At 59.8% G+C, this 14,661-nt stretch carries 13 protein-coding genes; all 13 read right to left on the bottom strand.

The features are described 5' to 3' along the window. Positions 1–11: 11 nt before the first annotated feature. From VJ956_RS02075 to mraZ, 13 genes are read right to left on the bottom strand one after another with little or no spacing between them, the layout of a single operon-like run. Entirely contained in the window at positions 12–857 is an 846-nt protein-coding gene (locus VJ956_RS02075) for a cell division protein FtsQ/DivIB (RefSeq protein ID WP_324081090.1), read from the bottom strand. Then, positions 850–1,842, bottom strand: coding sequence for a D-alanine--D-alanine ligase (locus VJ956_RS02070; RefSeq protein ID WP_324081088.1), 993 nt, complete (start codon positions 1,840–1,842; stop codon positions 850–852). The genes VJ956_RS02075 and VJ956_RS02070 overlap by 8 nt, the downstream gene beginning before the upstream one ends. Beyond that, positions 1,835–3,280 carry a UDP-N-acetylmuramate--L-alanine ligase gene (murC, locus tag VJ956_RS02065; RefSeq protein WP_324081085.1) on the bottom strand — a complete coding sequence of 482 codons (1,446 nt, stop codon included), beginning with the start codon at positions 3,278–3,280 and terminating at the stop codon, positions 1,835–1,837. Before murC ends, VJ956_RS02070 begins: the two co-directional genes overlap by 8 nt. Further along, complete coding sequence (gene murG, locus VJ956_RS02060; RefSeq protein WP_324081084.1) at positions 3,273–4,358, bottom strand: undecaprenyldiphospho-muramoylpentapeptide beta-N-acetylglucosaminyltransferase; 1,086 nt, start codon at positions 4,356–4,358, stop codon at positions 3,273–3,275. The genes murC and murG overlap by 8 nt, the downstream gene beginning before the upstream one ends. Beyond that, entirely contained in the window at positions 4,351–5,553 is a 1,203-nt protein-coding gene (gene ftsW / locus VJ956_RS02055) for a putative lipid II flippase FtsW (RefSeq protein ID WP_324081081.1), read from the bottom strand. The genes murG and ftsW overlap by 8 nt, the downstream gene beginning before the upstream one ends. Next, positions 5,550–6,908 carry a UDP-N-acetylmuramoyl-L-alanine--D-glutamate ligase gene (murD, locus tag VJ956_RS02050; RefSeq protein ID WP_324081079.1) on the bottom strand — a complete coding sequence of 453 codons (1,359 nt, stop codon included), beginning with the start codon at positions 6,906–6,908 and terminating at the stop codon, positions 5,550–5,552. The genes ftsW and murD overlap by 4 nt, the downstream gene beginning before the upstream one ends. A gap of 15 nt (positions 6,909–6,923) precedes the next feature. After that, positions 6,924–8,009, bottom strand: coding sequence for a phospho-N-acetylmuramoyl-pentapeptide-transferase (mraY, locus tag VJ956_RS02045; protein ID WP_324081077.1), 1,086 nt, complete (start codon positions 8,007–8,009; stop codon positions 6,924–6,926). Beyond that, positions 7,994–9,385 carry a UDP-N-acetylmuramoyl-tripeptide--D-alanyl-D-alanine ligase gene (locus tag VJ956_RS02040; protein WP_324081075.1) on the bottom strand — a complete coding sequence of 464 codons (1,392 nt, stop codon included), beginning with the start codon at positions 9,383–9,385 and terminating at the stop codon, positions 7,994–7,996. The genes mraY and VJ956_RS02040 overlap by 16 nt, the downstream gene beginning before the upstream one ends. After that, positions 9,382–10,869, bottom strand: coding sequence for a UDP-N-acetylmuramoyl-L-alanyl-D-glutamate--2,6-diaminopimelate ligase (locus tag VJ956_RS02035; RefSeq protein ID WP_324081073.1), 1,488 nt, complete (start codon positions 10,867–10,869; stop codon positions 9,382–9,384). Before VJ956_RS02035 ends, VJ956_RS02040 begins: the two co-directional genes overlap by 4 nt. A gap of 4 nt (positions 10,870–10,873) precedes the next feature. Continuing rightward, positions 10,874–12,586 (bottom strand): penicillin-binding protein 2, encoded by a 1,713-nt coding sequence (locus VJ956_RS02030; protein ID WP_324081072.1) that lies wholly within the window; start codon positions 12,584–12,586, stop codon positions 10,874–10,876. 52 nt (positions 12,587–12,638) lie between these two features. Continuing rightward, the gene (gene ftsL, locus VJ956_RS02025; protein WP_324081071.1) at positions 12,639–13,052 is read right to left on the bottom strand and encodes a cell division protein FtsL; all 414 of its coding nucleotides are present in this window, start codon (positions 13,050–13,052) and stop codon (positions 12,639–12,641) included. A gap of 1 nt (position 13,053) precedes the next feature. Then, complete coding sequence (gene rsmH / locus VJ956_RS02020; protein ID WP_324081070.1) at positions 13,054–14,037, bottom strand: 16S rRNA (cytosine(1402)-N(4))-methyltransferase RsmH; 984 nt, start codon at positions 14,035–14,037, stop codon at positions 13,054–13,056. Next, positions 14,034–14,486, bottom strand: coding sequence for a division/cell wall cluster transcriptional repressor MraZ (mraZ, locus tag VJ956_RS02015; RefSeq protein ID WP_324081069.1), 453 nt, complete (start codon positions 14,484–14,486; stop codon positions 14,034–14,036). The genes rsmH and mraZ overlap by 4 nt, the downstream gene beginning before the upstream one ends. Between the last annotated feature and the right edge of the window lie 175 nt (positions 14,487–14,661).

Here is a 14,661-nt window from a genome sequence, read left to right as displayed (position 1 = left end):
ATTTATCGTTTTCATGTGTTTTTCCCGGAATCCGCTACCGCTGCATCCGACTTCCATTTCACCGCCACACCATTGCTATAGCGGGCGTCCACACGTTTCACTTCACTTGCCCGCGATACCAGCCGCTGCTGGTACACGGTGACAAACCGCTCAAAGCGCTCGCTCACCTGATCCCGACCCAGCACCACTTCAATGCCGTTAGCCAGCGTCAGGGTCCAGGCACCGCGCTGTTCCAGGCTGAGCCCGGCAAAACCCAGACCATGCTCGGTCAGGGTCGCGGACATGCTGCGGGCCATCCGGATCACATCCATTACCCGGTCATCCGGCCCCGACAGCAGCGGCAGCCTGCCCGCAACTTCCGGATTCGGTGGCGCAAACACTTCGCCAGAGCGGCTGACCAGACGACCGTCGCTCCAGTAAGCCAGGGGCTTCTTCTCCCGGACCTCGATAGCCAGGCGGTCCGGCCAGACGCGTTTTACCGCCGCTGATTCAACCCAGGGGCGCTGCTCAAGTCCGGCTTTGACATCGGACAGATCGGTGGCGAAGAAACTGCGCCCGACCCATTGCCCGGCACTGCGTTCCAGCGCGACCCGGCTTTCACCGACCAGATCACCGGTAATATCTATCGCCATCACCTGACGGTCCATCGTGGCCAGTACCTGGCCCGTTCCCCAGGGCACCAGAGCCGCAAGCAACACAATGCCCGCACCGATGACCACCTGACCCCAGGGCACCGTGGCCAGGACCGCAACCAGCAGGCGGAAACGGCCCGGCTCCGTCTCCAGGGGGGTGGCATTCCGCCGTCCTGGCGGGTCCGACGGCACCGGTCGGCTCCGGATGAGTATCTGGTCAAACATCCTGTTGCTCCCGCAGATCTGCTTTGTCGAGAGTGTCTTCGAGAATCCGTACCACAAGTTCTTCAAAACTGATGCCCGCGGCTCTGGCCGCCATTGGCACCAAACTGTGATCGGTCATGCCGGGGACGGTGTTCACCTCCAGCAACCAGAACTCGCCGGCGCTGTCCTGCATGATGTCGACCCGGCCCCAGGTCCGGCAGCCCAGCACCCGGAACGCCTCAAGTGAGAGCTGCTGAAGGCGGAGCTCGGATTCCGGATCAAGGCCGCAGGGAATCTGATAGCGCGTGTCGTCCGTCAGGTACTTGGCTTCATAGTCGTAAAACACATGGTCGGTGCTGAGGCCGATAGCCGGCAGCGCTTCGTCCTGTAGCAGACTGACCGTAAATTCCGGACCTTCGATCCACTCTTCCACCAATACCAGTGGGTCCAGAGCAGCTGCCTGCTGATAAGCGAAGACGAGCTCATCACGGTCTTTGACTTTGCAGATGCCGATGCTTGAGCCTTCATGGGAAGGTTTGACACTCAGTGGCGGCCGCAAGGTCAGCAAGATCCGGTCAGCGTCCGCTTCGGCAGCCATTACGCTGAATCTGGGTGTCGGCAGGTTGCAGCCCTCCAGCACATACTTGGTGCGCAGTTTGTCCATGGCCAGGGCCGAGGCCATCATCTCGCTGCCGGTAAAGGGAATGCCCGCCTGGGAGAGGATTGCCTGAATGGTTCCGTCCTCGCCACCACGACCATGCAACGCGATAAACACGCGATCAAATTCCGGGGCGTCGACGGTTCTGAGCAGGCAGCCCCGGACATCAACGGCGTAGGCATCGACACCTGCAGCCAGCAGTGCCGACAGCACTGCCTGACCGCTTTTCAGGGACACCGCCCGCTCAGCCGAATTACCGCCCATAAACACAGCTACCCGCCCGAGGGCGCTGACCGTTGCCGGGTCGGCCTGATAAGCCGGAATATCGATGCGCAGGGAATCACTCATCTGAAATCACCCCCGCTGCGCCAAGCCTGGTGGCGACACCACCAATATCACCTGCGCCCTGGGTAATCAGCAGGTCACCGTCGTGCAGGACGTTGCCCAGCAGGTGCTCGATTTCGCTGTTGTCTTCAACGAAGATGGGCTCCAGATTACCGCGCTGACGGATACTGCGGCACAGAGCACGGCTGTCCGCGCCGGGAATGGCCGCCTCACCGGCCGCGTAGACCTCCATCAGAAGCAGAACATCCACTTCCGACAGCACCCGGACAAAGTCTTCATACAGATCCCGGGTCCTTGAGAAACGATGGGGCTGATACAGCATCACCAGCCGACGACCCGGCCAGGCATCCCGGGCGGCGCGGATAATGGCCTGGACTTCCGTGGGGTGATGGCCATAGTCGTCCACCAGGGTGATGGTGCCTTTACGGGTCTGGTAATCCCCATACACCTGAAACCGGCGGCCCACGCCGGCAAATCCGGCAAGACCCCGGCAAATGGCATCATCATCCACGCCCTCATCGGTGGCCACGGCGATTGCCGCCACGGCGTTCAGAACGTTGTGACGGCCGGGCATTTTGAGCTCGACTTTCAGATCGCTGCGATCGCCGGGACGACGGACCACAAACCGGGTACGCAAGCCGTCGGAAACAATGTCTTCAGCGCGGTAGTCGGCCTCCGGACTATCAATCCCGTAGGTGATGATGGCGCGGGATATCCGCGGAATGATTTCCCGCACATAGTCGTCATCCACACACATCACTGCCACGCCGTAAAAGGGCAGGTTGTGGAGGAAATCCAGAAACGTCTGCTTCAGGCGACCCACATCCCCACCGTAGGTATCCATGTGGTCGGCTTCGATATTGGTGACAACCGAAATGACGGGAGTCAGGTGCAGGAAGGAGGCGTCACTTTCATCGGCCTCTGCCACCAGATACCGGGAACCACCGAGCTGGGCATTGGTGCCCGCACTGTTGAGCTTGCCGCCAATAACAAAGGTGGGATCAAGGCCGGCCTCGCCAAGTATTGACGCGATCAGGCTGGTGGTTGTGGTTTTGCCATGGGTACCCGCAACCGCAATACCGTGGCGGTAACGCATGATTTCCGCCAGCATTTCCGCCCTGGGTACGATGGGCACCCGGCGGCTTCTGGCCGCCGACACTTCCGGGTTTTCGCTGCTGACCGCAGAGGACACCACGACCACGTCTGCTGTCGCACTGTTGTCTTCGCGATGCCCGATAAACACAGTTACACCCATGGCTTTGAGGCGGTCGGTGACCACGCCTTCGCGAATGTCCGAACCGGATACGTCGTAGCCCTGGTTTTTCAGTACTTCGGCAATACCACTCATGCCCGCGCCGCCGATGCCGACGAAATGAATATTCCGTATCCGGCGCATCTCTGGCACCTGGTACACCAGCGGTGGATTCGTGTGCTCAGTCATTGGCAGCCTCCAGACAGTAATTCACAACTCGCTCCGTCGCATCCGGGCGAGCCAGCGATTTCGCCGCTGTCGCCATTTCGAGAATCCGCTCCCGGTCCTGCGCCAGTTCCGCCAATGTCTGCGCCAGCGACTCTGCTGTCAGCCCCGGCTGGGGAACCAGAATGGCACCGCCAGCTTTCACCATCTGCCGGGCATTCGCAGTCTGATGGTCATCAACGGCATGGGGGAAGGGCACCAGAATCGCGCCCATACCCGCAACGCAAAGCTCTGATACCGTCAGCGCACCCGACCGGCACAGCACCAGGTCAGCCCACCCATAGGCCTCTGCCATATCCCTGATAAAGGGCTGCACACTGGCTTCGACCCGATGATCGCCATAAGCGGCCTGCGCAGCATCGAGGTGCTTTTCACCGCATTGATGCCGAACCTCCGGCCTGCGCTCTTCCGGCATCAGGGCCAGTGCTTCCGGGACAACCTCATTGAAAATCCGGGCGCCCAGACTGCCCCCGACTACCAGTAACCGCAGCGCGCCCGAGCGGCCTGCCAGCCGATCCTCCGGGGGTGGCAAAACGGTCAGATCCTGGCGCACCGGGTTGCCGGTACAGCGGGTCACCACGTTCTGGCCAAAACTGCCGGGGAATGCCTCCAGCACGGTATCGGCGAAACGCACGAGCAGGCGGTTGGTCATCCCGGCAACCGCGTTCTGCTCATGGATAACCAGCGGCGTTCTGGTCAGCCAGGCGGCAATGCCGCCAGGTCCGGTAACAAAGCCGCCCATGCCAACCACGCAATGGGGCCGGATCCGGCGCATTTCAGTGAACGCCTGTCCCAGCGCCCGCATCAGCCGGAAGGGTGCCAGCAGCAAGGCCAGTCTGCCCTTGCCCCGCAACCCGGAAACCTTGATAAGCGAGAGCGGTATATCGGTATCAGCGATCAGGCGCGCTTCCATGCCTCCGGCTGATCCCAGCCAGTAAATTTCGTGACCTTTGCCCTGCAGCAGGCGGGCAGTTGCCAGTGCCGGGAATACGTGGCCACCGGTTCCACCAGCCATCATCAGGAAGCGCCTGGCTTCATTCATAACAGGCACCTCCGCGTTTTTTCAGGGCGGATTCCGGCGATTTCGCGGTCCTTTCCCGGTCCGTCCGCTCCATGTCGACGCGGATGAGCACACCGATACTCACGGCGGTAATCAGCAGGCTGGAGCCGCCATAGCTCACCAGCGGCAGGGTCAGGCCCTTGGTTGGCAGCAGTCCGGTGCTGACCGACATATTGATGCTGGCCTGAAGCCCGATCAGCAGAGTGATACCGTAGGAAAAACAGGCAGCAAAGGGCATGTCCGCTTTTTCCGCCTTGCGGGCGATTACCAGACCGGAAACCACCAGTACCGTGAACAGGCCGAGCACAATAAGCGATCCCAGCAGACCGAATTCTTCAGCGATGATGGCAAAGATAAAGTCGGTGTGGGCTTCCGGCAGATAGAACAGTTTCTGAACGGAGTTACCGAGGCCGGTACCGGCCCAGTCACCGCGTCCGAACGCAATCAGGGACTGGGTCAGCTGATAGCCGGAATCGAACTGGTCTTTCCAGGGGTCGAGGTAGCTGACCACGCGCTTGAGTCGGTAGGGCTGGGTAAGAATCAGAACCGACCCCAACACGACCAGTATGCCAATCAGCGGCATAAAGCGGCTGAGGCGGACACCACTGAGAAAAATCATTCCGGCCGCGGCAGCCACCAATACTACCGTAGCGCCAAAATCAGGCTCGATAACCAGCAGCACCGAGGCCAGCCCAAGCACCACTACGGGTTTGAGAAATCCGAGCCAGGTATTGAGCAGTTCTTCCCGGCGGCGGACCACATATCCGGCGAGATAGGCAATCAGGCAAAGCTTGGCAATCTCGGACACCTGCACATTGAACAGGCCGAAAGGAATCCAGCGGGTAGAGCCGTTGACGGTATGGCCCAGGGGCGTCAGCACCAGCACCAGCGACAGCATGCCAATACCCAACAGCAGCCAGCCGCTGCGCTCCCACCATGAAATCGGCACATTCACCGCGACCAGCGCAAATACGCAACCGAGACCGGCAAAAATCAGCTGCCGGATCACATAATGGTAGCCATTACCCATGGTTTCGGCCGCAATATCCATGGACGCCGAAGAAATCATTACAATGCCCACCACCAGCAGGGCGGCCGAACTGATGATCAGTAACGGCAACGGCCGCAGGTCACTGAAACGGGTGTTGTGGTGGTTGAGGGTCATATCCGCACTCATACCAGTGCCCCCTCTTCCAGCTGCCCGACCAGGCTGCGGAACTGATCACCGCGATCCTTATAATCGCGGAACATGTCAAAACTTGCGCAGGCCGGAGATAGCAGAACGCGATCCCCTGCGACGGCGACGCTGGCGGCTTTTTTTACCGCATCGGCCAGCGAGTCTTCCAGGTGAACCACGCCTGAATCGCCCAGGACGTCGGCCAGGCGACCGGCATCCGTGCCAATCAGGATCACCGCGCGGCAATGCTCGGCCACCGGTGCTTTCAAGGGTGAGAAATCCGCGCCCTTGCCGTCGCCACCGGCGATCAACACAATCCTGCCACCGGCAGGCACCAGACTTTCGATGGCGGCCGCGGTAGCGCCCACATTGGTGCCCTTGGAATCATTGATGTAATCGACCTCAGCCACCCGGCGAACCCACTCGCAACGGTGGGGCAGCCCTTTAAAGTTCCGGGCCGTTTCCAGCATCAGGTCCATTGGCAGGCCGGCGGCGTGGCCGAGAGCGAGCGCTGCCATCACATTGCTGATGTTGTGGTGTCCCAGCAGGCCAAGTTCGTCTGCGAGAATCAGATTGTCGAATCCGAAGGTGATCCAGGTGCCATGCTCGTCGTCCCGGGTGCTGAATGTCTCCGGATTGACCCGATGGAAACCGAAACAAAGGAACCGGAGGGTATCCCGGGCCATGGGGGTACTCAGGGCATCGTCCAGGTTAACGATGGCGTTCTGACAACCGTTGAAAATCCGCTGTTTTGCCCGGAAATAATCCATCTTGGTGGCGTAGCGGTCCATATGGTCATCGGACAGATTCAGCACCGTTGCCGCCATTGCATTGAGTTCATGGGTCGTTTCAAGCTGGAAGCTGGAAAGTTCCAGGACATAGAGTTCTGCACCCTGGCCCAGCAGATCCAGCGCGGGCGTGCCGATATTGCCACCCACCGCAACTTTCAGGCCTGCGGCTTTTGCCATTTCCCCAACCAGCGTGGTCACCGTAGTTTTGCCATTGGATCCGGTGATGGCGATAATCGGCGCATCAGCCGCTTCGGCAAACAGATCAATATCACCGCGGATCAAGGCGCCTTTCTCAACCGCCCTGCGAATCGCGGGCTCGGCCACCGGGACGCCGGGGCTGACCACCAGTTCATTGAAACCGGCGAAGGTGTCCGGATCGAAGTCGCCAAGATAAACCGGCACTTGCGGATACTGCTCACGCAACTGTGCCAGCCCCGGTGGCTCTGGCCGGCTGTCTGCCACGGCCGGCTCACGGCCTTTTTCGCACAGATAGCGGACACATGAGAGCCCGGTATTACCGAGCCCCACTACCAGTGTCCGACGATCTGAAGCGATCACACCCATGGCGATTGCGTTCCCCTATCTGAGTTTCAGGCTGGCAAGACCGACCAGCACGAGCACAACGGTGATAACCCAGAAGCGCACGATCACGCGCGGTTCCGGCCATCCTTTCAGTTCAAAATGGTGATGCAGCGGTGCCATCCGGAAAATGCGCCGGCCGGTGAGCCGGAACGATGCCACCTGCAGGATCACGGAAACGGTTTCCATAACAAAAACACCACCCATGATAAACAGCACGATCTCCTGCCGGACAATGACCGCCACAATCCCCAGCGCTGCGCCAAGCGCCAGGGCGCCCACATCGCCCATGAAAACCTGGGCCGGGTAGGTGTTGAACCAGAGAAAGCCAAGCCCGGCGCCCACCAGCGCGCCACAGAACACGATCAGCTCGCCGGTTCCCGGTAAATGCGGGATCAGCAGATAGTTGGCAAACTCTGAGTGGCCGGACGCATAGGCAAAAATACCGAGGGCCGCCGCCACCATCACGGTTGGCATGATGGCCAGGCCATCCAGACCATCGGTCAGATTGACAGCATTGCTGCTGCCGACAATCACGAAGTAGCTGAGCAGAACAAACAGCACCGGGCCCAGAGTCAGCGATACCTCTTTAAAGAAAGGCACGTAAAGCGACGTCTCCTGTGGCAGCACCGAACTCGAGAACAGGGCGATGGCGGCCCCTGCACCGATCACCGATTGCCAGAAATACTTCCAGCGGGCCGGCAACCCGCGGGGGTTACGCTCCACCACTTTGCGATAGTCATCAACCCAGCCAATGGCACCAAACAACAGGGTCACCAGAATCGTTATCCACACATACCGGTTCGCCAGATCCGCCCACAAGAGTGTACTGACACCCACCGCCACCAGAATGAGCGCACCACCCATAGTGGGTGTACCGGCCTTGCTCAGGTGCGTCTGCGGGCCATCGTCACGAACCGACTGACCGATCTGGTACTGACTGAGTTTGCGAATCATTAACGGTCCGATCACAAGCGAGATCAACAGCGCCGTCAGTACCCCGAAAATGCCTCTCAGAGTCAGGTACTGAAAAACCGTCAGCGCCGAGAAATATTGTGATAGAACCTCTGTCAGCCAGAGCAGCATGTGTTATCCACCTTTTGTTTTATTCCCTCTACCACTCGGTCCATGGCAGCACTGCGCGAGCCTTTGACCAGCACCGTCTGGGAACCAGCACTGCTTTCAAACAGACGAGACACAGCCTCATCATGGCTGGAACACACCTCGGTGGCGGCGCCATACCCCTCCACGTAACCTTCACACCCACTGCCCACGACCAGCAGCCTGTCAACACCCCGGGCGCGGGCAAACCTGCCGATATCGCGGTGCATCTCTGTGTGATCTTCACCCAGTTCTGCCATCGCGCCCAGAACAGCCGAGCGAGTTCCCGGGTAGCCAGCAAGAACCTCAATGGCTGCTTTCATGGAGGCCGGATTGGCGTTGTAACTGTCATCAATCACCGTCCACCGGGAGGTCAGTTTCAGGGCCTGCAAACGACCCTTGAACGCCTGCAGGCCGGCAAGCCCCCGCGCAATTGCGTCATCGGTGGCACCAACGGTCTGGGCGGCAGCAATGGCCATCAGGGCATTGGTAATGTTGTGCTCACCCTGAAGTGACAAACGGATATCGCACTGCCAGCCGTTAGGCCCCTGCGCCGTAAAACGCATTTCCGGACCATCCACCTGAACGTCAGCAGACCGGTAGTCTGCGCCGCGCCGACCCTGACCACTGACGGATTTCACACTGCGTTGCCCGGCACGCTGGTGCCAGGCATCAAAGGCCGGGTCGTCCATGTTCAGGACCGCTACACCGTTGGCAGGGAGACCGTCGATAATCTCGCCCTTGGCCCGGATGATATTCTGGTAACTGCCAAACCCTTCAAGATGGGCCTGGCCGGCGTTAGTGAGAATGGCAACATCGGGCCTGACGATTGCCACTGTATGCGCAATCTCACCCAGAGCGCTGGCGCCAAGCTCTATCGCCGCGTATCTGTGCTCCGGAGCAAGGCGGAAAAGCGTAAGCGGCACGCCTATGTGGTTATTGAGATTGCCCTCGGTTGCAAGGGTATTACCCATCCGTCCGAGAATGGCCGCCACCATTTCCCGCACGGTGGTTTTCCCACTGCTTCCGGTGACCGCCACGACACGGGCCTTGCTGAGGTTACGGTTGGCGGCCGCGATGGCTGCCAGTGCCGCGATGGTGTCTGTTACCACCAACTGGGGCAGTTGAACGGTGTTATCGGCATGATCAACAACCGCCGCCACAGCGCCGGCCTGGCGGGCGGACTCAATAAACCGGTGGCCGTCAAAGTTGTCACCACGGATCGCCACAAACAGATCGCCCGGGCCAATATTCCGTGTATCGGTGGACACATTGGCAAACCGGATATCGTCCTGCCAGGCGCCGCAGGGCCGACCTTCAACCCACTCAAGAGCCTGCCTGAGAGTGAATGGAGACATCATGATGCGGCGCCTCCGTTCAGCGAAAGCAGATGAAGAACCTGCCCGGCATCACTGAATGGCAGGCGCTGGCCCGCTGTTTCCTGCCAGGATTCATGGCCCTTGCCGGCGATCAACACGATATCTCCGGGCTCCGCGGCCGCAATTGCCTGGCGAATTGCCTCAGCACGGTCGTGAATAACAGTCACCTTCTCCGGTGCCGCGAAACCTGCAAGAATCTGGTCGGTAATGGCTGCCGGGTCCTCGCTGCGCGGATTGTCATCAGTGACGAACACCAGGTCGGCGCCGCGCTCGGCTTCAGCGGCCATTGCCGGGCGCTTGCCGGTATCACGGTCACCGCCACAACCAAACACGCAGATCAACCGGCCGCTGACATGGGGCCGCAAAGCCGCCAGTGCGTTTTCGAGGGCGTCCGCGGTATGGGCGTAATCCACAATCACACGCACCCCGTTGCCACCGGTAAACGGCTCCAGCCTGCCGGGCGGCGGCACCAGACGTTTCACTGCCAGCTGAACCCTCTCAACAGGCACGCCCAGGCTCAGAACTGCCGCCATGGATGCCAGCAGATTGCTGACATTAAAGCTGCCCATAATCGAGGCAGAAATATCAAAAGCGCCCCACAGGCCATCCACCGATGCAGAGAACCCATCATTGGTCTGGCTGATCCCGGTCAGCCAGAGCTCGGTTTGTGCCTCGTGAAGGCTGAAACGCACCCGATCACACTTGCCGTCCAGCTGTTCATAAAGCTGGCGGCCAAAAGGGTCATCAAAATTGATGACCGCGAAGTGAAGCTCTTCACGCTCAAACAGTCGCGCCTTGGCGGCCCCGTAGGCTGCCATTGAGCCGTGGTAATCGAGATGGTCCCGGGTCAGATTGGTAAACACGGCACCGGTCATGTTCAGACCATCGACCCGCCCCTGGTCAAGAGCATGGGATGAAACTTCCATGGCCGCCGCGCGGCCGCCCTGGGCAATAATGTCCGACAACACGCGGTTGACCTGGACCACATCCGGGGTGGTGTGTGACGCCTCCTGCATGGCATCCGGCATGCCATAACCGAGAGTTCCGATGACGCCACAGGGAGTGCCGGTCTCCTGAAACAAGCTGGCGATATAGTGTGATACCGAGGTTTTGCCATTGGTGCCTGTGACGCCGATCAGCCGCAGCCGCTGGGACGGATGTTCGTAAAAACGATCAGCAATCATGCCCAGCCGGGCCTTCAGATTTTCCACCGGAACCAGCAGCGCGCCTGCCCTTTCGTAGCATTCACCGGCCTGGCCGGTTTCCAGCAGAATCGCGGCCGCACCAGCGGCGATTGCCTCGCCCACATACTGGTCTGCCGGGGTCCGGCTGCCCGCCAGCGCGAGGAAGGCATCACCGGCAGAGACCTTGCGACTGTCCGTGGCCAGGCCATGAATGGTCACATCAAACACTGAGGGCACGGCGGCCACGCCCTCGAGCAGACTCCGGAGTGATGACATGCACATGCCCCTAACCCCGCTCACTGGATACCGGTTCAGACGCTTTGGTCTGCCCCAGTTCCAGTTCCGGCTTGACGTTCAGCAACCTGAGCGCACCCCCCATCACCCGCGCAAATACCGGCGCGGCCACTTCACCGCCGTAGTATTCACCGGACTGGGGTGCGTCTACAGCCACCACGGTTACAATTCTTGGATCGTCTATCGGCGCCATGCCGGCAAAGATTGCCTTGTACTGGCTGTCTTCATAACCATCTTTGCCGACCAGATGCACCGTGCCGGTTTTCCCGCCGGCAGAATAGAAACCCGGCTGGGCTCGTTTGCCGGTACCGTTCTCGACCACTTCCCGCAACATCTGGCGAACATCGAATGTCACCTGCTCTGACAGCACACGCTGCCCCACCGGCTTTGCCTGCACTTTCAGGAGGCTCAACGGATAACGAATGCCACCATTGGCAAGCACCATATAGGCCTGCGCCAGTTGCAGAGCATTCACGCTCATACCATAACCGTAAGACAGCGTGGCCTCTTCGACCGGACGCCATTTCGGGGGAGCGGCAAGCACACCAACCGCCTCGCCCGGAAAGCCAATACCCGTAGGCTGGCCGAAACCGAGCCGGGCATAGAGATCCCGAATGACATCGCCACCAATGTCGGTCGCGATTTTGCTGATACCAACATTACTGGATTTGGCAATCACGTCCGTCAGACTGATGACACCGTAATTACGGTGGTCGCGAATGGTGAACCTCCCGAAACGCCGAAAACCGGGGTCGGTATCGATCGTGTTGGTCGCCTTGAACCTCCCCGACTCAAGAGCGGCGGCCATCGACAGCGGCTTCATGGTCGAGCCCGGTTCGAACAGGTCGGTAATCGCCTTGTTACGGAGGCGGTCGGGGCTCAACTGACTGCGGTCGTTGGGGTTATATGAGCCCTGATTCACCATCGCCAGAACCTCTCCGGAGTCGACATCCAGCATCACCAGCGTTCCGCCCCTGGCGTTGTGGGCGCTGACGACCGCTTTCAGTTCCCGATAGGCCAGATACTGCAGGCGAAGATCAATACTCAGTGCCAGGCTTTTCCCGGGCCGGGCATTGCGAATCAGCGTAAGGTCTTTGATGACCCGACCGCGGTTATCCTTCAGTACCCGCTTCTTGCCGCGCTCGCCGCTCAGCCAGTCGTTATACGCAAGCTCAATGCCTTCCTGGCCGAATTCATCAATGTTGGTAAAGCCCACCACATGGGAGGTCACCTCGCCGGCCGGATAGTAACGACGATACTCCTGGCGGCTGTAGATTCCCGGAGTGCCCAAAGCCATAACCTCCCGGGCCAGTTCCGGCTGGATCTTGCGGCGCAGATAGAGAAACTCCCTGCTTGCATATTTGCGCAACCGGGCCCGCAACTCGCCCTCGCGGAGCCCCAACTGTCTGGCAACCGCTGTCAGCCTGGGGTCACCTGCATCGGTTTCAGAAGGATTGATCCACAGCGTCTGTACCGGAGTACTGACTGCCAGCGATTCGCCGTAACGATCGGTGACCACACCGCGGTGAGCGTCAATCTGCTCCACCCGAATGGTCCGCACGTCGCCCTGCTGGCGGAGAAACTCCTGATCCACCACATGGAGATCAAGCAGGCGCCACGCCAGCGCCGCAACCACCATCAGGAACACGCCCAGAACTGTGCCGTATCGCCAGGCCTTGAGCCCCGCGACCAGTCTCTGGCCCATTGTTGCATTCCCGGAATCCGACACTGATCTCACCTTCGGGCTGATTGTTTTGCTATCTGGAAACGACAATCGGAGCCATTACCGGCACTAACACGACATCTTCTTTGCCTGGTACAGACATGCCGAATCGTTCAGAGGCCAACCGCTCTACCCGTCCGTGGGCGCTCAGCGCGCTCTGTTCCAGCAGCAACTGGCTCCATTCCCGCTGATATCCATCCCGCTCGGCCTGCAACTGAGACAGAGTGTTGAACAGCTCGCGGTTTTCGTGGGCACTGACCACCACGCCAAGCGACGAAATCAACAGCAGCGCCAACAACACGACCGAAATAACGGCCTGGGGCTGTCGCAGCGCAACAAACACCTGGCGGGACAAACGTACTGCCGTCGACAGGCCATCCCTGACCCGTTGCCTGTTCAGGCCGGATGCTTTGGTTCCGGTTCTCGGTTCTATTGCTACGGCGCCCATGCTAGTTGCTCCTCTGGCTTCCGTCTGAGTCGGAAACGCGCTCGAGTACCCGCATAACGGCACTCCGGGCTCGCACATTGTCATTCACTTCCTGCTCGTCCGCTTTCAGCGCCTTGCGCACAAGCCGAAACCCGGATGCCTCCTGTTCCGCAGTAACCGGTACACCTTTCGGCAACCGCGGACCACGGGCCAGGTCTCTCATAAAGCGCTTTACCAGCCGGTCTTCCAGGGAATGAAAGCTGATCACTACCAGCCGGCCGCCGGGCAGGAGTCGTTTGGCACCTGCTGCAAGCCCCGCCTCCAGATCTTCCAGTTCCCGGTTGATGAAGATCCGGACCGCCTGGAAAGTTCGTGTTGCGGGATGCTTGTGTTTTTCTTTTCTGGGAACGGCCCCTGCAACCAGCTCGGCAAGCTCAAAAGTCGTCTGCAGCGCTTTTTCTTTGCGGCGCTCCACGATCCGCCGGGCAATCCGGCGTGAAAACCGTTCGTCGCCGTAACGGAAAATCACATTGGCGATTTCCTGCTCGTCCGCTTCAGCCAGCCATTGCGCGGCACTGGGCGGCTGCTCCGGATTCATTCGCATATCCAGGGGGCCATTGCGCATAAAACTGAAACCCCGCTCTGCGTCATCCAGTTGCGGCGAGGACACGCCCAGGTCAAGCAATATCCCGTGGACCAGAGACCAGCCCTGCTGATCAATGGCCTGGCCGAGCTCGGCAAAAGAACCGTGAAAAACGCGAAAACGCCCGTCCTCTTCCGACAGACTTTGCGCCGACTCGATAGCCTGGGGATCCTTGTCAATGCCCAGCAGCGCGCCGGCCGAATCAAGATGGGCAAGAATCAGGCGGCTGTGGCCGCCGCGACCAAAAGTGCCATCGACGTAACGACCAGCGGAATCACTGACCAACAGCTCTACGGCGGAATCGAGCAGAACAGAGCGGTGGCGGTAATGTTCCGCCGAGCCCTCTCTGCGCTCGACCGTCATAGCGACAGGGCCTCCATCTCTGGTGGCATTTCGTCTTCGCTGTCCGTCTCATCCAGCCATGCAAACCACCGCTCCTCGCTCCAGAGCTCGAGCTTTTTGCCCTGACCGATCAGCATCAGCTTCTTCTCCAGCCGGGCATAACTGCGAAGCGTCGGCGGCACCAGAACACGCCCGGCGGAATCCAGCTCCAGGGGTGTGGCATGACCCAGCATCAAACGCTGCAGGCGCCGTGCTACCCTGTTCATGTTGGGCAGAGCTTCAATCTGTGGTCTCAGCGCCTCCCACTGGGGCTCGGGATAGACCAGCAAACAGCGCTCTTCATCGGCGTTGGCCGTCAATACAATGCGTCCACCACAGGTATGTGCGAGTTCTTCGCGCACCTTGGCGGGGATCGCCAGGCGACCTTTCGCATCCATATTGATGGCATGACTGCCAAGAAAATTACTCATTTGCTCTCATTCCGGAGGTCGGAAACCACAAAAAACCACTTGAAACCACTTTTTCCCACTAATGCACACTATAGAAACACGCAATCCACAATGCAAGCGGCAAAATCAGCGCGGGAGCAGGAAAAGTTTCTTTAATGACAGTGGGTTACAGTAAGAGATTAAGGAGCAGAGGCGG

It is taken from the genome of Marinobacter sp., from assembly GCF_035268745.1.
Lineage (GTDB): Bacteria > Pseudomonadota > Gammaproteobacteria > Pseudomonadales > Oleiphilaceae > Marinobacter.
This window is presented reverse-complemented; position numbering and strand designations above follow the sequence as displayed.

Excerpts from the sequence above, each read along its gene's own strand:
- VJ956_RS02075 (WP_324081090.1), bottom strand. The coding sequence starts at position 857 with ATGTTTGACCAGATACTCATCCGGAGCCGACCGGTGCCGTCGGACCCG.
- VJ956_RS02070 (WP_324081088.1), bottom strand. The coding sequence starts at position 1,842 with ATGAGTGATTCCCTGCGCATCGATATTCCGGCTTATCAGGCCGACCCG.
- murC (WP_324081085.1), bottom strand. The coding sequence starts at position 3,280 with ATGACTGAGCACACGAATCCACCGCTGGTGTACCAGGTGCCAGAGATG.
- murG (WP_324081084.1), bottom strand. The coding sequence starts at position 4,358 with ATGAATGAAGCCAGGCGCTTCCTGATGATGGCTGGTGGAACCGGTGGC.
- ftsW (WP_324081081.1), bottom strand. The coding sequence starts at position 5,553 with ATGAGTGCGGATATGACCCTCAACCACCACAACACCCGTTTCAGTGAC.
- murD (WP_324081079.1), bottom strand. The coding sequence starts at position 6,908 with ATGGGTGTGATCGCTTCAGATCGTCGGACACTGGTAGTGGGGCTCGGT.
- mraY (WP_324081077.1), bottom strand. The coding sequence starts at position 8,009 with ATGCTGCTCTGGCTGACAGAGGTTCTATCACAATATTTCTCGGCGCTG.
- VJ956_RS02040 (WP_324081075.1), bottom strand. The coding sequence starts at position 9,385 with ATGATGTCTCCATTCACTCTCAGGCAGGCTCTTGAGTGGGTTGAAGGT.
- VJ956_RS02035 (WP_324081073.1), bottom strand. The coding sequence starts at position 10,869 with ATGTGCATGTCATCACTCCGGAGTCTGCTCGAGGGCGTGGCCGCCGTG.
- VJ956_RS02030 (WP_324081072.1), bottom strand. The coding sequence starts at position 12,586 with ATGGGCCAGAGACTGGTCGCGGGGCTCAAGGCCTGGCGATACGGCACA.
- ftsL (WP_324081071.1), bottom strand. The coding sequence starts at position 13,052 with ATGGGCGCCGTAGCAATAGAACCGAGAACCGGAACCAAAGCATCCGGC.
- rsmH (WP_324081070.1), bottom strand. The coding sequence starts at position 14,037 with ATGACGGTCGAGCGCAGAGAGGGCTCGGCGGAACATTACCGCCACCGC.
- mraZ (WP_324081069.1), bottom strand. The coding sequence starts at position 14,486 with ATGAGTAATTTTCTTGGCAGTCATGCCATCAATATGGATGCGAAAGGT.